We start from the raw sequence: 17,509 nt of genomic DNA on the forward strand, positions 1-17,509 counted from the left end.
GGGTAAGCTGCGACCGCGACCTTGCAGGATGACCCCATTGACCCACACCACCCCCCAAATCCTCATCAGCGCCTGCCTCCTCGGCCAACCTGTCCGTTACGACGGCAGAGGCAAACCCTTCTCCCACCCGGCGATAGACCGCTGGCGGCAGGAGGGCAGGCTGGTCACGATCTGTCCGGAGATGGCGGGCGGCATGCCTGTGCCGCGCCCGCCGGCGGAAATCGAGAAGGGTGCCTCCGGTGTCGATGTGCTGGAGGGCCGCGCCCGCGTGCTGGAAGTGACCGGCGGCGATGTCACGGCGCAATTTATCGCCGGCGCGGAAAGAGCGCTGGCCTTCGTCAGGGCCAATGGCTGCACATACGCGCTTCTGATCGACGGCAGCCCGTCCTGCGGGTCGGTTGCGATTTATGACGGTTCGTTTTCTGGCGTCAAACACGCGGGCAATGGGGTGACGGCGGCGCTGCTCGAAAAAGCCGGTATTGCCGTATTTTCACCTGCCGATATCGACCGGCTGGATGCGCTGACCCGTTAGAGTGTTTTGGCGCATTTCCGGACGGAAAACCGGGTTCCACTTTTCCTGGAAATGCTTGAAAAGAAAAGCGCCGGAGTTTCCCCCGGCGCCGTTGTTCATCGATGGCCCTGGGGCGTATCACCCCGCCATACGCATCTGCTCCGCCATGCCATGAAGCTGGTGGCCGGAGGAGACGCGGAAGCCGCGGATGAGGTTCAGCAGCTCCTCGGTGTCGACGGCGAGCGCCTCCGCCGAAGCCGTGGTTTCTTCCGCCATCGCCGCATTGTGCTGGGTGGCGACATCGAGCTGGTTGAGCGACGAGGAGATCGAGCGCAGCGTCGTATCCTGTTCGGCGGCCGAATGGGCGATCTTGCTGACGATCTCGTTTGCGGATTTGATCTGGTCCGAGATGCGTTTCAGCGCATCGCCGGCCTCGCCGACAAGCCGCACGCCGTTTTCCACCTGGGCGGAAGAGCGGGCGATCTGGTCCTTGATCTCCTTGGCGGCGGCGGCGGATTTCTGCGCCAGTTCGCGCACTTCCTGCGCCACCACGGCAAAGCCCTTGCCGGCCTCACCCGCACGCGCCGCTTCCACACCGGCATTCAGCGCCAGAAGGTTGGTCTGGAAAGCGATGTCGTCGATTACGCCGATGATGTTGGAAATCTGGTCGGATGACTGTTCGATACCGCTCATCGCGGTGATCGCCTCTTCCACCACCCGGTCGCTGCGCATGGCTTCGGAGCTGACGGTGGTGACGCGCTTGGCGGCGTCTGCCGCCCCTTCCGCCGTCTGGCGCACCGCAACCGTCAATTCATCGAGAGCGGCCGAGGTTTCTTCCAGATTGGCAGCCTGCCGTTCGGTGCGCTGCGAAAGCTCGTTGGAAGCCTTGCGGATTTCCTCCTTGGAGCCGCCGATGTCGATGCTCTTGGAATTCACCTTGGCCATGGCGGCGTCGAGATGGATCAGGGCCTCGTTGAAATTGTCGCGCAGCGCCGCGTAGCGGTTGCCGAGATCGCCGCAACGCACGGTCAGATCGCCGCCCGCCAGCTTTTCCAGCGCCTCGCCGATGGTGGTGACGACACGCGCCTGCAATTCCGCCTCGTCGCGCTGCATGTCGAGATTGTTCTGGCGCTCCGCATTGAGCTGCCGCTGCTGTTCTTCCTCACGGCGCTGCATGGCATGGCGCTCGCGCACCTTGTCCTGAAGCGAGGCGGTGGCTTTCGCCATCATGCCGACCTCGTTGGTGAGGCCGGTATGGGGAATGGCGAGCGAGACGTTCTCATTGGCCACTTCGCCGAGCGCACGGTGAATATCGCCAAGCGGTCTGGAAATGCCACGGATGACGTAGAAAGCGGCGGCAAGCGCCAGTACGAAGATGGCGGCACCGATGGACAGCGCCTTCATCACCTCGCCGCGCACCTGCGCGTTCAGATCGTCAATATAAACGCCGGTCACGACCACCACCTGCCACGGCTCGAAGGCAAGCGCATAGGAGCTCTTGGCGTAGTCATTGCCTTCCATGCCGGGCTTCGGACCATAAAAATCCGTCTGGCCGCCGCCATTGCGGCCAAGCCGCACCAGCTCGTCGCGATAGGCGAAACCCTTGCTGTCCGGCTTGCCCTTGAAGCTCTCACCGACGCGCTTGGCATCGGGATGGAACTTCATCGTCACGTCGTAGTCGTAACCGAACAGATAGCCGTCCGGCGTGAAGCGCATGGCGCTGACGGTGGCGTAAGCCTGTTTCATGGCCTCGTCGCGCGAAAGCGTTCCGGCCTTTTCCTTGTCGTGGAAGGATTGCAGGATGGAGATCGCCGATTGCACCTGCGTCCGCAGCATGCCGTAGCGTTCCTCATAGATTGCATCGGTGGCGGATTTCAGCTGGTAAAACGTCGCCACGGCGAAGGCGGCCATCAGGGCCACCACGAGAACGATCAACTGACGGGAAATGGAAAGGTTCTTCATGGGCGCTCACAAGCGTTTGGGATCGCGCGCCTGAAAACGCCGCGCGGTACCGATGTTTCGGAGAAGGAAGAGGCGCATGATGCGCGATAAAAGGGCCAAAAAGCGCGTGTCCGCGCCGTGGCCTCATTCTGTGCTGCATCGCACTATAGACGCACTTAGCGGCTAAAAATTTGAATAAATATTTAATTAGCGAAAGCTTTATCAGGCCCGACAGGTAGAATATGCGGGAGAAAAAGCAATATTCCCCGCATGGTTGCGGCGCCATTTCGGGAATGCAGCGATGACGCGATTATTTGACCTTCGTCATGAAAGACGTCATCGGCCGGTCAATTGCCGCGCAATTGGAAATCCGGGAACTGGGGGGCGGCGATCACCGAGGCGCTGGCCGGTTCGGCTGCGTTTTCGGTGGAAATTTCCTTGACGGCTGCCGTGGTCGTCGTCACGTCGATACCGGCCGATGTCGAAACCGTCTCAGCGGGATGTGCCACGGGTTCTGCGTCGTCATAGGTCGCGATGGCCGTGCTGGAGGTTTCCGCCATCCATGCGGGATTGGTGCTGACGAAGGTGACGGGCGCGCCGCCAAGCCAGGCTTCGGTGCGCAGCAGGGTGCGCTTGCCGTCGACTTCGCGCATTTCCGTGTGCTGCGTGCCTGGCTCAATGGAGGGAACGGCATAACCCTGCGCCACGGCTTTGCCCTTCATGGGCTTGCAGCCCGCGCAATCGCGACGAATGAAGCTGCCATTGGCCACATGAACGCCGTTTATATATTCGATGGAAGACGCCATCGCCGACCCGCCGGTCAGCGCGACAATCGCTGTCAGAAAAAGACGACGCATCGAAAAACCCCCGAAATGACGGCGCGGCCTCGTGATCGAGACGCAATGCGCCCTTCAATGTTCCGGCGAGTATTACCGATGTTTCGTTTCCATCGGGTCAGCAAACTTGGTAAAAATTGAACGAAATATTCGCGCCCAATCCCGTTTGCCTTAAGGATCAGGCTTTTTCGCGCGCGACGGCCTGCCAGCCGATATCGCGGCGGCAGAAGCCGTTTTCCCACTCCACCTTGTCGGCCAACGCATAGGCGCGAGCCTGCGCTTCCGTGACGGTCTTTCCAAGGGCGGTGACGTTCAGCACGCGTCCACCCGTGGCCACCAGCCCGCCGTCCTTCAGCGCGGTTCCGGCATGGAACACCTTTGCCTCTTCGCTCGCCTCGGGAATATGGGCGATCGGCGTGTTCTTGTCATAAGCGCCGGGATAACCCTTGGAGGCAAGAACGACGGTCAGCGCCGCATCGTCGCGCCATTCCGCCTCCACCTTGTCCAGCGTGCCGGTAGCGGTGGCATAGAGGATCGGCAGCAGATCGCTTTTCAGGCGCATCATCAGCACCTGGCATTCGGGATCGCCGAAACGCACGTTATATTCGATCAGTTCCGGGCCCTTGGCGGTAATCATCAGGCCTGCGAAAAAAACACCGGAGAAGGGATTGCCATCCTTGGCCATGCCCGAGATCGTCGGCTCGATGATCTCCTTCATGGTGCGCTCCACCATGGTAGATGTCATAACAGGGGCAGGGGAATAGGCGCCCATGCCGCCGGTATTCGGGCCGGTATCGCCATCGCCGACACGCTTGTGATCCTGCGCGGTGGCGAGTGCCAGCGCGGTCTTGCCATCGGAAAGGCAGAAGAAGCTCGCTTCTTCGCCATCGAGGAAGGCCTCCACCACCACTTCGGCGCCGGCCGCGCCGAAAGCGCCGTCGAAGCAGTCGTCAATCGCGGCAAGCGCTTCCGCTTCCGTCATGGCCACGGTCACGCCCTTGCCGGCGGCAAGCCCGTCCGCCTTGATGACAATCGGCGCGCCCTGTTGACGAACATAATCCTTGGCCGGTTCAGCGGTCTTGAAACGCTGGTAAGCGCCGGTCGGAATATCGTAGCGCGCGCAGAGATCCTTGGTGAAACCCTTGGAGCCCTCAAGCTGGGCGGCTGCCTTCGAGGGTCCGAAAGTGGCGATGCCGGCGGCGCGCAGATCATCCGCAAGACCGGCAACCAGCGGCGCTTCCGGGCCGACCACGACGAAGTCGATTGCCTTTTCCTTCGCAAAGGCGATGACGGCCGCGTCGTCTTCCACGTTCAGCGCTACCAGCGTCGCGTGATCGGCAATGCCGGGATTGCCGGGGGCGGCATAAAGCTCATCGAGCAGGGGAGACTGGGCGATTTTCCACGCCAGCGCATGTTCGCGTCCGCCGGAACCGATCAACAGAACTTTCATGGTCAATACCCCTGCAAATTCGCCAGTAACCTTGTGTCAGGGGCGTTAAGGGCAGGGGGGCGAAAGGTCAAGGAGAAAGCGCCGCAAATGCCCGTCTTTCCCTTGAACGCCGCCTTTCCTGTGGAATCGTTGCCGCCTCTTGTTGTCACGCCACAATCAGACATTATGTTCGCCGCTCCAGATGTGACATCAGAGAACCCCCAAGAGTCCCCTATGACCGCAGACAATGCCCGCCTCGCCTCGCTCATCGCCTCCGAAATCAACGCCCGCCCCGATCAGGTAAAGGCGGCGGTGGCGCTGCTGGACGAGGGCGCGACCGTTCCCTTCATCGCCCGTTACCGCAAGGAAGTGACGGGAGGGCTGGACGACACCCAGCTTCGCACGCTTTCGGAACGTCTTGTCTATCTGCGCGAACTCAATGCGCGCCGCGGCTCCATCGTGGAGTCCATCACCGGCCAGGGCAAGATGACCGATGAGCTGATGGTCAAAATCATGCAGGCGGGCACGAAGGCGGAGCTGGAAGACCTCTATCTGCCCTATAAGCCGAAGCGCCGCACCCGCGCGGAAATCGCCCGCGAACGCGGTCTCGGCCCGCTGGCAGAAGCGATATGGGAGAACCGCGCCGCCGATCCGTCAAAGCTTGCGGAAGCTTATGTTCAGGGTGAGGTGGCCGATGTGAAGGCGGCACTCGAGGGCGCGCGCGACATCGTGGCGGAAACCATGACCGAAAATGCCGATCTGCTCGGCCGCCTGCGCGATTACATGCGCCAGAACGCCACCTTCCGCGCCAAGGTGGTGGATGGCAAGCAGGCGACGGGTGAGAAATTCTCCGACTATTTCGATCATTTCGAGCGCTGGGCGACGGTGCCGGGCCACCGGGTGCTGGCCATGCTGCGCGGCTGGAACGAGGAAGTGCTGACGCTGACAATCGATGTCGATGCGGACGATCCCTCACCGGTCAAGCCCGCGCAGCGCACCATCGCCGCCGCCTTCGATATCCGCAATGCCGGCCCCGCCGATCAATGGCTGATGGAAGTGGCTGGCTGGACGTGGCGGGTAAAGCTTTCCATGTCGCTCTCGCTCGATCTGATGCGCGAATTGCGCGAGCGTGCCGAAGAAGAGGCGATCCATGTTTTCGCCCGCAATCTCAAGGATCTGCTGCTGGCAGCCCCTGCCGGTTCCCGCGCCACCATGGGTCTCGATCCGGGCATCCGCACCGGCGTCAAGGTGGCTGTGGTGGATGGCACCGGCAAATTGCTCGATACCACGACGGTCTATCCCTTCCCGCCGAAGAACGACGTGCGCGGCACGCAGGCGGAACTTGCCGTCCTCATCCGCAAGCACAATGTCGAACTGATCGCCATCGGCAATGGCACCGGCAGCCGCGAGACGGAAAAACTGGTCGCCGATCTTCTGGCGCAGATGCCGGCTTCGGGTGCAAAGCCCACCAAGGTCATCGTCTCGGAGGCGGGTGCTTCGGTCTATTCCGCTTCTGAACGGGCAGCGGCGGAATTCCCCAATCTCGATGTTTCGCTCCGCGGCGCCGTCTCCATCGCCCGCCGCCTTCAGGATCCGCTGGCGGAACTGGTGAAGATCGAGCCGAAATCCATCGGGGTCGGTCAGTACCAGCACGATGTCGATCAGGGTCGTCTCAGCCGCTCGCTCGATGCTGTGGTGGAAGATGCGGTGAATGCCGTCGGCGTCGATCTCAATACCGCCTCTTCGCCGCTTCTGGCACGGGTGTCCGGTCTTGGCAGCTCGATCGCCGATGCCATCGTTGCCCATCGCGACCAGACCGGCCCCTTCGCCAGCCGCAGGGAATTGCTGAAAGTGCCGCGCCTTGGCCAGCGCACCTTCGAACAATGCGCCGGCTTCCTGCGCATCCCGAACGGCAAGGAACCGCTGGATGCCTCCTCGGTGCACCCGGAAGCCTATGGCGTGGCGAAAAAGATCGTCGCCGCCTGCGGCCGCGATCTGCGCTCGCTGATGGGCGACAGCGCCGCGTTGAAGGCGCTCGATCCGAAGACGTTCATCGACGAGCAATTCGGCCTGCCGACGGTAAAAGACATCATCGCCGAACTGGAAAAGCCCGGCCGCGACCCGCGCCCGAGCTTCAAGACCGCGACCTTTGCCGAGGGTGTGGACGAGATCACCGATCTGAAACCGGGCATGCTTCTGGAAGGCACCGTCACCAATGTCGCCGCCTTCGGCGCTTTCGTGGATATTGGCGTGCATCAGGACGGGCTGGTGCATGTCTCGCAGCTGGCGGACCGTTTCGTGAAGGACCCGCATGAGGTCGTCAAGGCGGGCGATGTCGTCAAGGTGCGAGTCGTGGAAGTGGATGTGAAGCGTAAGCGCATCGGTCTCACCATGCGCAAGGATGGCGGCGAGGCAGCGCCGCAGCCGATGCGCGAAAAGGGCAATGCCAGCGCCATGCGGCACGCCACATCCAAACCGAAAGAGCGCAACGAGGGGTCGCAAACCGGTGGTGCGCTTGCCGCCGCTCTGGCTGAAGCCATGAAGCGACGCTGACCTCCGGTTGAAATGATTTTTTACCAAAAAGCCTCGCCGCACACCCCGGCGGGGCTTTTTGCTTGATGAAATCGTTCAATTTTTTTGAAATAAGACTATCTTGAAACTTGTGCCGAAAGGAATACGGTCAGCGAAATTGATAAGTGAGACTTAGCAATTGGGGGTGCCATGGCGTCGTCTCTGCATGTTCTTCTCGAAAAGATAATCAAGACCGGTGATCTCACCGTCAACAGCCCGGGCGGCAGCCGCACATTCGGCAACGGCGCGGGAAAAAAGGTGGTTCTGAACTTCACCGACGAAGCCGCCATGCAGGAGATCGCCGCCGATCCGGCGCTGAAGCTGGCTGAAATGTATATGGAAGGCCGGGCGAAGGTCGCGGAAGGCGACATCTACGATTTTCTGGCGCTGGTCAAAGGCAATACGCTGAGCGAGGCGCTATCCTTCGGCATGATCTGGCGCGGCATGGCGCGCATCATCGCCGCCCGCATCAAGATGCATCTGCCGGTCAACCACAACAAGAGCAACGTCGCCCATCATTACGATCTGAGCGCCAAGCTGTTCGATCTCTTCCTCGATGAGGACTGGCAATATTCCTGCGCCTATTTCAATCCGCCCGGCATCAGCCTCTATGAGGCGCAGGTTGCCAAAAAACGGCACATCGCCGCCAAGCTGATGACCGAGCCGGGCCAGAGCGTGCTGGAAATCGGCTCCGGCTGGGGCGGCATGGCGATGTATATTGCCGAAAGCGCCGGTGCGGATGTGACCGGCATCACGCTCAGCGAAGAACAGCTGCGCGTTTCCCGCGACCGCGCCGCCAAACGGGGCCTTGCGGCAAATGTCCGTTTCGAATTGCAGGACTATCGCTACCTGCCGGCTTCGAAAAAATATGATCGCATCGTCTCTGTCGGCATGTTCGAACATGTCGGGCCGACCCATTATCGCGATTATTTCGACAAGGTGGCGGAGGTGCTGGACGACAAGGGCGTGATGGTGTTGCATTCCATCGGCCAGCCCTATCCGGCGCTGGCGACCAATCCCTTCATCGAAAAATATATTTTCCCCGGCGGGTATATTCCCTCGCTTGCCGAGGTGCTGCCGGCCATCGAAAAGTCACGGCTGCTGGTGAAGGATATTGAAATCCTGCCCATGCATTACGCCCATACGCTTCGCCACTGGCGCGAGCGTTTCGTGGCGCGCAGGGCGGAAGCGGTAGCGCTTTATGACGAACGCTTCTTCCGCATGTGGGAGTTTTATCTGGCGGGCTCGGAAATGGCCTTTACCCACGAAAACTTCCACATTTTCCAGATCCAGATCGCCAAGGACCGGGATTCCGTGCCGCATAGTCGCGACTACATTGCGCAGAACGAAGCGAAGCTGCTGGAATTCGAGAAGACGCGCGCGCCGCTGGAGAAGGTGACGTTCTGACCACGGCGTAGGTAACGGGCGACCGAATTGTGGAGATTGTTGACAAACATCTCCGCAATCTCGGCGTCATCCTCGGGCTCGTCCCGAGGATCTATCCACGTTGCGTAAAGTCCTTCGGTTGCAGATGCTCGGGACAGGCCCGAGCATGACGGAGGTGGGGTTTTGGGGCCTTGTCGCCACCCTCCGCAGGAGTCGAATTTCAACCCGCGCTGGTTAATGGAATGGAAAGACAATCCCTCTAATTCTACGGACACCTGTCTGTATTGCGTTTCTGGGGTTCTTTCATGTTCAAGCCATCAGCGGCATTCGCCGCCTGTGTCCTGTCGCTTTTTGCCGTGGGCAATGCCCATGCGGAGGGCTGGTTTTCCGGCGACTGGTATCTGAAGCTCGGCGGCGCGGGTTTCACCGCGCCGAAATATCAGGGCGACAACAAGAATGAATTCGGCTTCTCGCCCATCATTTCGCTCGGCCGCCAGGGCCAGGGCGCGCGTTTCACCTCGCGCAACGACAGCGCCTCGATTTCGCTTCTGGACAACGGCCCGATCAGTATGGGTCTTGCCGGAAAGCTGGTGTCCCCGCGTGACGAGGGCGACTCGTCCGATCTGAAGGGCATGACCCGCATCAAGCGCGGCGGCGAGCTTGGCGGTTTCGCCGAGGCCTATCCGACCGACTGGCTGCGCGTTCGCGGCGAAGTCCGTCAGGGCATCCGCAGCCATAGCGGCGTGGTCGGCGACGTTGCCGTCGATGCCTTCACCGATATCGCCCCCGGCATCCAGATTTCCGCCGGGCCGCGCGCGACATGGGTGAGCAGCAAATACAATGAGCGTTATTACGGTGTAAGTGCCGCGCAGACGGCTGCCGGCGCGCCATCGCCCTATAGCCCCGGCGGCGGCCTGCATTCCGCCGGCATCGGCGCCGCCATCACCTGGAAAGTCACCGAGAACGCCGAAGTCGGCTCGTTTGCGGAATATCGCCGCCTGACCGGTGACGCCGCCGATAGTTCGCTGGTGCGCGAGCGCGGCTCGAAGAACCAGTTCATCATCGGCGTTCAGGCGAGCTACAAGTTCAATTTCTCGCTGCCCTGACAAATAGCCGAGATATCGTCCTGCAAAGCCCCGTCGCGAAACCGCTGCGGGGCTTTTCTGCATATGCGGCCAACTGCTGAAATCCATTCCGATTTTCCCGCCGATGCTGTAGAACCATCCCATGGTTCACCACAGCGATTTTTCAGATCGCGTCTCCGACGCGCCATCCAATAACTGGGTCTATCGGATTTTGCCGAGGCCCCTCTGGCCCTATGCGCAACTGGCCCGGTGGGATCGCCCCATCGGCTGGCAATTGCTGATGTGGCCATGTTTCTGGTCCGCAGCCCTTGCGGCAAATGTCGCGATGGCGAGCGGCGGCTTTTCCTGGGCGACGCTGATCTGGCATCTGGTGCTGTTCTTCATCGGGTCGGTGGCGATGCGCGGCGCGGGTTGCACCTATAATGATCTGGCTGACCACAAGATCGACATGGCCGTGGCGCGCACCCGTTCGCGGCCGCTGCCTTCAGGCCGCGTGAGCCGGTCGCAGGCCAAGCTCTTCATCGTCCTGCAGGCGCTTGCGGGGCTTGTCGTGCTCCTGCAGTTCAACAGTTTCGCAATCGCGACTGGCATATTCTCGCTGATCTTCGTGGCGATCTATCCCTTCGCCAAGCGCTTCACCAACTGGCCGCAATTTTTCCTCGGCCTTGCCTTTTCCTGGGGGGCGCCGATGGGCTGGGCGGGACAGTTCGGATCGATCGCCTGGCCGGCTGTCCTGCTTTATGTCGGCTCCATCGCCTGGACGATCGGTTATGATACAATCTACGCCCATCAGGACAAGGAAGACGACACCGCCGTGGGCATCGGTTCAACCGCCCTGCTGTTTGGCGAGAACACACATCGCTGGCTGGTTTTCCTTTATGGCACAGCCCTTGTCATGATGTTCCTGTCGTTCTGGGTCGCGGGTGTTAACGTCATTGCCTATAGCGGCCTTGCCGCTGCGGCCATCATGCTGTTCCGGCAGGTCTGGGTGCTCGATATCGACGATGTCGATCAGTGCCTCGTGCTGTTCAAATCCAACAACCGCGTCGGCGTGCTGATTTTCGCGGGCCTCATCCTGCCGCTCCTATTGGCGTAAGCCTGTGAAAACACGAAATGAAAAAGCCCGGCCGCGTCATCCGCGCCGGGCTTTTTTGATTTGTCTGGCTGAAGATTATCAGCTGCGGGCGATGATTTCCTTGCCCTCGATCTTCATGCTCATGCCCAGCGAACCGGTGGAGCGGCGAACGAGGAAGCGGGGGCGACGCTCCGCGAAATAGGAATGGCGGCGGCGCGGGCGGGTATTCTGGGTGCGCACCTTGCCGAGATGTTCTTCCAGCGGACGGGCGACGCCATCGGCTTCCACCATCAGCATGGGAATACGGTAGGCTTCGGACCAGCTGCGCCAGTCGGCGGCGATATCGCAGAGATCGTGGGCGACGAGAAGCGGAACGCAGAGATCCGGATCGTCATGGTGCAGCTCCAGCGTCACCGTTACCTGTCCGTCGCCATGGTCGATGGCGCGGGCGGCAACGCCCTTGAAGGCGCGGGCTGGCAAAGCGAAGGACAAAGGCAGGCCGGAAGAGGACAGAACCTTTCTCAGAACAGCGCCCCGTTCATCGAGAGTGACGGCGACATCGGTCGCGCCATTGCCTTTTCCATAAGTGACCTGTTGCGGAAAACGTGCCGGGTCGAGTCTGAGAGTGGCGACGGCCCAGTCGGGCTTCAGAACGGTCTTGGTCATGTTTATTCTACCCTTGTTTTACCTGAGAGCCGGTTTCCGGTCTTCTCATCGGGACTTTTCGTCCTCTGATGTCGGGAGAATATCCGCCGCATGTTCGAGACTGCTTAAAAATCGCGGTTAAGAAAACTTTGCATTCCCAAATGGTTAGCAAAACACACTGTGGCATGGTTTCGCTTAGGTAAAAGAGATCGGGACAATGCGGTTTTTATCCCGGCCGAAATTGTGCTCTTTCAAGCTCCGGGCAAGGCGTCTCCCGCATAGTCGGGCAAAGGCTTGCCGTGCGTCCCGATGGAGGCGCGATGGGTGGATTGAAAACCGGAGCATTCGGCGTCTGAAGCGACGCGCGGGTCTCCAGGGGGCATTCGGATGGTATCGACTTATCTCAGCTACGACCTCATCAACCGCGATATGAAGGCAAGCCTGTCGCGCGTGTCGCAGCAGGGGCTCATCGAGCGGCAGACGACATATTACAAGGAAAACATCGGCAATGTGAAAAGCGTCGATGAGTTCCTCGACAACTACCAGCTCTATTCCTATGCCATGGATGCCTTCGGTCTCGGCGAGATGACCTATGCCAAGGCCTTTATGAAAAAGGTGCTGGAAAGCGATCTGAACGACCAGAACAGCTTCGCCAACAAGCTCACCGACGAGCGCTATCGGGAATTCGCCGCAGCCTTCAACTTCACCACATCGACAAAGACCGTTCAGACGGAAGCGCAGCTCGACAAGATGATCGGGCTTTACGATACGTCGATAACCGATCTCGATGACAGCCTTGCGGAAGAGACCCGTTATTACAAGGCGATTGTCGGCACGGTAACCAATGTCGACCAGCTGCTGCGCAACGACCGCACCCGCGCCTATATCTTTCAGGTCTTCGCCATTGATGAGAAGACCTATTCCTATGCCCATATCAAGGGATTGATGACGAGCGACATCAACGATCCCGACAGCTACATCAACCAGAAATACGGCACGGCCTATAATGACGCGGTCGAAAAACTGACGATGAAGGGCAATATCGAGCTGCACGCGCAGGTCACCGCCCGGATTACCGCAATCGACACCGAACTCGCCGACACCGGTTTGACGGCTGAGGAGCGCACGGAGCTGGAGGCGGAAAAGGTGACGCGCCAGGACCAGCTGACCCAGCTCGAGGCGGTATTGCCGCCGCAGGATGAGTGGGAAGCGAAGCTCGCCGCCATCAAGGCCGAGCAGACGACGCTCACCAGCACCGTCACGCAATATAACAAGATGGCGCAGCTTGCCACCGCCTTCGAGTTCAAGAACGACGGCACGGTGACCGCCGGTCAGGCGCAGACGGCGGATAATCTCAAGGCCCTGACGGATGCCTATATCGGCAGCGCGCCGCGCGTGACGCCAACCGTCGCCACACTGAACCGGGATTATTTCGAATCGAAGATCGGTTCGATCAAGACGGTAACCGAACTGACCTCGGATACTCGGCTTCTCAACTATATCAGGACCGCCTTCGACCTTGACGACCTCACAGTCGTCACGGCAACGATCCAGAATATCCTGACCAGCGATCTGAGCGATCCGAGCAACTACATCGCGACCGTCGGCAAGAACGACAAGCGCTATATCGCCTTGAGAAATGCCTTCAATTTCCAGACGGACGGAACGCTGGCAGACGGCACGACACCCCAGACGACGGCACAGACCGCGACCACTACCAGCGGTTATATGACCTATTATAACGACAAGGATGACGCCGCCGACGAGAAGGCGCTGAAGCTGTTCAAGAGCGATATAGCCAGCGTCACTTCCGTCAAGGATTTCATCGACAGCAGCGCGGTCTATACCTATGCGCTGAAAGCCGTGGGCCTCGATCCGACCAAGGTGAATTCCGCCGATATTCGCAAGGTCCTCACCAGCGATCTGCAGGATAAAAAGAGCTTCGTCTACACGCTGAAAGACGAGCGTTATGTCAAGCTGGCGGAGCTGTTCAACTTCGCCTCCGATGGCAGCGTCGGTACACCGGTTCTGGCGCAGTCGGAAATCGAGATGCAGACCATGTCGGCCGACTACATCAAGAAAAAATCGGCTTTCGGCACGGAAAAGGACAAGGAAACGGCGACGAAGGAATCGGAATATTTCACGGCCGAGATGCAGAAGATCAAGACGCTCAAGGAATTCCTGAGCAATGATCGCCTGACCAAATTCGCGATGGAGTCGCTCGGTATCGATCCCGAAAGCGTGACGAAGGAACAGCTCGAAAAGGCCTTCACCTCGAAGCTCGATGACAAGGACAGCTACGTCAACAAGGAGATGGACCCGGTCTTCCGCCGCCTCGTCACCGCCTTCAACTTCAATACCGACGGTACGCTTCTTCACGAGGACCGCAGCCTGATCCAGACGCGGCGCGGCCTTTACGAGACGCTGGACAATTATCTCACCCAGACGCTGGAAACGCAGGCGGGCGAAGAAAATGCCGGTGTGCGCCTGGCGCTCTATTTCCAGCGCATGGCGGCCGGAACGACGTCCTATTACTCGATCCTCGCCGACACGGCGCTCCAGAGCTTCATCAACACCACTTTCGGGATTCCGGACGAACTCGCCAATGCCGAGGTCGATACGCAGGTGACGATGATGAAGAAATACTTCGACATCGAGGATTTTCAGGATCCGGAAAAGGTCAAGAAGCTGGTCGCCCGTTTCACCATCATGTACGACAATCAGCAGAACACCACCGATCCGATCATGACGCTCTTCAACGGCAGCGGTTCGGTGGGCATCAGCGCCGATACGCTGCTGGCGGTTGCCACGCTGCGGGCGCGGTAGCAGAGAAAGCGCGGACGAGCGACGGGAGGAGCGGGGTTCGCCGGCTTGAGGCTGATGACAAAGCCTCCCGCATACGCGACGTCATCCCCGGGATTTGTTCTATCCTCTTACCATCCCGGCAGCATGTGTCCGGCGCGCAGGCGCGGCATCTTGGGGTAGGTCTTCACATCGCTGTCCATTTCGTCGGCAACGCTCATCGGCGAAATATTGTCGAGGCAGGCGGTGATGTGGTCGGTGATGGCATTCACCAGCGAAGGGGAGAGGCCCGGCCGTTTCATCAGGCCGATCTGCACCGGCGGCAGGGGCGGGAACCCGTCCGCGGCGGTCAGAACCTTCATGCCGGTGCGCAGCGCCGATTCCGGCAGCACCGAGACGGCCATGCCCGCCAGTACGGCGGCGGCGACGACGGTGGAAGACCAACTCGTGAACAGGACCTGATAGTCCCGCCCATCGGCATCGAGCGCCGAACAGGCAAGCTGGCGCCAGTGGCAATCGCGCCGCCCGACGGCGAGCGGCACGGGTGCATCGTCCTTCAGCGGATGGTTGGCGGAAGCGACCCAGCAGAGCGGTTCGGTGCGCACCACATCCGAGGAGCGCGCGCGCGGATTATGGGTGACGAGCGCGATATCCAGCTCGCCGCGCGCCATTTTTTCGGCAAGGCTGACCGAAGGTTCGCAGACGATATAAAGCTCGACATTGGGATGGGTCTTGGCGAAGCGCCCGATAATCTCCGGCATGTAGCGGTCGGCATAGTCATCGGGCGTGCCGATGCGCAGCATGCCTTCCAACCGGTTGTCGTCGAAGGCGGCGATCGCCTCATTATTGAGGCGGATGATGCGGCGGGCGTAATTCATCAGCTTTTCGCCCTCCGCCGTCAGGCGGTTGCCGCGCCCGTCCTTGGCGAAAAGCTGCTTGCCGATCCGTTCTTCCAGCCGTCGCATCTGCATGGAAACGGCGGATTGCGTCTTGAAAACGCGGTCTGCGGCCTTGGTGAAGCTGCCCGTATCGACGATGGCGATGAAGGTATGCAGCTGGTCTATGTCGAGAGGTGCGGACATGGATGGTCATCCATCAGAATGATTGATGCCTCACATTAGAAACATTCGTTGGACTGATCAATAGTCTTGCGACATTTTGACACTCAGCAAATCAATATCAACCCCGGGCCGGCGAAACGTCAGGCCCCCAACCCGAGGCAGCTTCTCGCGCGTGGTGCGCCGGGGGCGGTGCCGCATCGTGCCGTTACGAAAGGATAAGTGTCATGCGCACGGCAGAACGGAGAATGGAACTGGAACTCGCAACCTCCCGGCAGAACGATACGCTTCGTCGTGTCGCTGGCCTCTTTGCTTTCCGCGTCAAAACGTTCTTGCAGCGCATCTACAATCGTATCGTGGCCAATGGCCTCACGGAACTTGATGACCGCCTTCTGGCCGATATCGGTCTGGCGCGCTCGGATGTGAGGGATGCGCTCAATACCGGCCTGCTCGAGGATCCGACCGCCCATCTGACCCGCGCCGCACGCAACCGCGCGGTGACCCGGTTCAAGACCGTTTAAAGCATTTCCGGGAAAGGCGGGCCCCGGTTTTCCGTCCGGAAATGCACCAAAACGTTCCAGAATGTTCGGGCAATTCCGGCAGACCTCCAGCCGCCGGAATTGCTTTCGAGCGGAAAAGTTTTCCCCGCAGGGTGATTTGCCAATAGCCCTGCCTTTGCCCGGTGTCAGGCCCCTCGGCCGCGCCGGGCTTTTTTAATCGCGGCACAATTTTAGCGGCACTGCCTCAATACTGATATTCTTCGAACACCGGCAGCACGGAGCCGCCCCAGCGACCGTTGTAAAGCGCAAGCAGGTCTTCGGCGAGCGTGGTCTTCTTGGCCAGAACTTCGTCCAGCGACGACAGAAACACGGTCTCGTCCTGGCCTTCGCCGTTCAGGCGCTTGCGGTTTTTGAGGCCGGTGCGGGAAATATCGAGCACCTCGCGGGCGAGACCGAGAAGCGGCTTGCCGGCGATCTCGGCGGAAAGACCCTTGGCCGGAACGGCATCGCGAAGGGCGATGACCTCATCGAAGCTCCAGCCGGCTGTCAGCGTATCGGCAGCGGTCAACGCCTCGTCATCGTAGAGAAGGCCGACCCAGAAAGCGGGAAGGGCGCAGATGCGTCTCCACGGGCCGCCATCCGCACCGCGCATTTCCAGAAAGCGCTTCAGGCGCACATCCGGGAACAGGGTGGAAAGATGGTTCGTCCAGTCGCCCATGGTCGGCTGCCAGTCGGCGATTTCGCCTTTCAGCGCCCCGTTCATGAACTGGCGGAAAGTGACATGGGTGCAATCATGATATTTGCCGTCGCGCACGATGAAATACATCGGCACGTCGAGCGCCCATTCCACATAGTCCTTGAAACCGAAGTCATCGCTGAAGGTGAAGGGCAGTACGCCCGAGCGGCGGTTGTCGGTGTCGCGCCAGATATCGCCGCGCCAGGAAAGAAGACCGTTCGGCTTGCCTTCGGTGAAGGGCGAGGAGGCGAAGAGCGCTGTTGCCAGCGATTGCAGCTTCATGGAAACGCGCATCTTCCGGCGCATGTCCGCTTCGGAGGAGAAATCGAGATTAACCTGAATGGTGCAGGTGCGGTACATCATGTCGAGACCCTTGGTCCCGACCTTCGGCATATAGCGCGTCATGATCGCGTAACGCGATTTCGGCATGCGCGGCGTTTCGTCGTAGCTCCACAGCGGGCTGCCGCCGATGCCGAGGAAACGGATGCCCATCGGCTCGGCCACTTCACGCAGCGTCGCCAGATGCTGGTTGGATTCCTTGCAGGTCTGGTGCAGGTTTTCGAGCGGCGCACCCGATAGCTCGAACTGGCCGCCCGGCTCGATGGAGATGGCGCCCATGCCGTGCTGCTCGCCAAGGCCGATGATGTTTCCGCCGTCCATGATCGGCTCCCAGCCGAGCTTTTCCTGCATGCCCTTCAAAAGCGCGGAAATGCTGGCTTCGCCGAAATAGGGAACGGGACTGTTATCCTCGCGGAAAAACGCGAATTTTTCATGTTCGGTGCCGATGCGGAAATCGGCTTCAGCTTTGCAACCGCCCGCCAGATAATCTGTAAGCTCCGTGACGGAGGAGAGGGGAGTCTGGTCGGTCGTGTCGCGTGCCATGGCTTACCTTGTTATGACGTCTCTGTTGCGGCGAGGCATATGATTGGCAGAT

13 protein-coding genes are annotated in these 17,509 nt (G+C 60.2%); 7 read left to right on the forward strand and 6 right to left on the reverse strand.

Annotated features, from left to right (window positions below):
• Nucleotides 1–37 precede the first annotated feature (37 nt).
• Complete coding sequence (locus I3J13_RS16355; RefSeq protein ID WP_196379465.1) at nt 38–532, forward strand: 2-thiouracil desulfurase family protein; 495 nt, start codon at nt 38–40, stop codon at nt 530–532.
• Between the two features lie 117 nt (nt 533–649).
• Here I3J13_RS16355 and I3J13_RS16360 read toward each other — a convergent pair whose 3' ends face one another.
• The 3 genes from I3J13_RS16360 to purD form a co-directional block, all read right to left on the reverse strand.
• The gene (locus tag I3J13_RS16360; protein ID WP_196379466.1) at nt 650–2,473 is read right to left on the reverse strand and encodes a methyl-accepting chemotaxis protein; all 1,824 of its coding nucleotides are present in this window, start codon (nt 2,471–2,473) and stop codon (nt 650–652) included.
• Between the two features lie 326 nt (nt 2,474–2,799).
• Complete coding sequence (locus tag I3J13_RS16365) at nt 2,800–3,309, reverse strand: plant virulence effector HPE1-like domain-containing protein (RefSeq protein ID WP_196379467.1); 510 nt, start codon at nt 3,307–3,309, stop codon at nt 2,800–2,802.
• Between the two features lie 157 nt (nt 3,310–3,466).
• Entirely contained in the window at nt 3,467–4,738 is a 1,272-nt protein-coding gene (purD, locus tag I3J13_RS16370; RefSeq protein ID WP_059760691.1) for a phosphoribosylamine--glycine ligase, read from the reverse strand.
• A gap of 213 nt (nt 4,739–4,951) precedes the next feature.
• Here purD and I3J13_RS16375 point away from each other — a divergent pair, with 213 nt between their 5' ends.
• The 4 genes from I3J13_RS16375 to ubiA all read left to right on the forward strand — a co-directional run bounded on the left by I3J13_RS16375 (nt 4,952) and on the right by ubiA (nt 10,855).
• Nucleotides 4,952–7,270, forward strand: a complete 2,319-nt coding sequence (locus I3J13_RS16375) for a Tex family protein (RefSeq protein WP_196379468.1) — start codon at nt 4,952–4,954, stop codon at nt 7,268–7,270.
• Nucleotides 7,271–7,438: 168 nt separating this feature from the next.
• On the forward strand, nt 7,439–8,695 hold the full coding sequence (locus tag I3J13_RS16380; protein ID WP_196379469.1) for an SAM-dependent methyltransferase: 1,257 nt from the start codon (nt 7,439–7,441) through the stop codon (nt 8,693–8,695).
• Nucleotides 8,696–8,979: 284 nt separating this feature from the next.
• Nucleotides 8,980–9,780, forward strand: a complete 801-nt coding sequence (locus I3J13_RS16385) for a MipA/OmpV family protein (protein WP_174038820.1) — start codon at nt 8,980–8,982, stop codon at nt 9,778–9,780.
• Nucleotides 9,781–9,901: 121 nt separating this feature from the next.
• The gene (gene ubiA / locus I3J13_RS16390; protein ID WP_196379470.1) at nt 9,902–10,855 is read left to right on the forward strand and encodes a 4-hydroxybenzoate octaprenyltransferase; all 954 of its coding nucleotides are present in this window, start codon (nt 9,902–9,904) and stop codon (nt 10,853–10,855) included.
• A gap of 78 nt (nt 10,856–10,933) precedes the next feature.
• Here ubiA and I3J13_RS16395 read toward each other — a convergent pair whose 3' ends face one another.
• The gene (locus I3J13_RS16395; protein WP_003503226.1) at nt 10,934–11,500 is read right to left on the reverse strand and encodes a DUF6101 family protein; all 567 of its coding nucleotides are present in this window, start codon (nt 11,498–11,500) and stop codon (nt 10,934–10,936) included.
• A 366-nt stretch (nt 11,501–11,866) separates the two neighbouring features.
• Between I3J13_RS16395 and I3J13_RS16400 the strand changes: the two genes are divergently transcribed.
• Nucleotides 11,867–14,305 carry a DUF1217 domain-containing protein gene (locus I3J13_RS16400; RefSeq protein ID WP_196379471.1) on the forward strand — a complete coding sequence of 813 codons (2,439 nt, stop codon included), beginning with the start codon at nt 11,867–11,869 and terminating at the stop codon, nt 14,303–14,305.
• 107 nt (nt 14,306–14,412) lie between these two features.
• Here I3J13_RS16400 and I3J13_RS16405 read toward each other — a convergent pair whose 3' ends face one another.
• Complete coding sequence (locus tag I3J13_RS16405; protein WP_004432791.1) at nt 14,413–15,363, reverse strand: LysR substrate-binding domain-containing protein; 951 nt, start codon at nt 15,361–15,363, stop codon at nt 14,413–14,415.
• 203 nt (nt 15,364–15,566) lie between these two features.
• Between I3J13_RS16405 and I3J13_RS16410 the strand changes: the two genes are divergently transcribed.
• Nucleotides 15,567–15,860 carry a YjiS-like domain-containing protein gene (locus tag I3J13_RS16410; protein WP_004432794.1) on the forward strand — a complete coding sequence of 98 codons (294 nt, stop codon included), beginning with the start codon at nt 15,567–15,569 and terminating at the stop codon, nt 15,858–15,860.
• A 223-nt stretch (nt 15,861–16,083) separates the two neighbouring features.
• Here I3J13_RS16410 and I3J13_RS16415 read toward each other — a convergent pair whose 3' ends face one another.
• Nucleotides 16,084–17,457: a glutamate--cysteine ligase gene (locus I3J13_RS16415; RefSeq protein ID WP_196379472.1), complete on the reverse strand. Its 1,374-nt coding sequence runs from the start codon at nt 17,455–17,457 to the stop codon at nt 16,084–16,086.
• Between the last annotated feature and the right edge of the window lie 52 nt (nt 17,458–17,509).

The sequence above is a fragment of the Agrobacterium leguminum genome (assembly GCF_015704895.1).
GTDB classification, from domain to species: domain Bacteria; phylum Pseudomonadota; class Alphaproteobacteria; order Rhizobiales; family Rhizobiaceae; genus Agrobacterium; species Agrobacterium leguminum.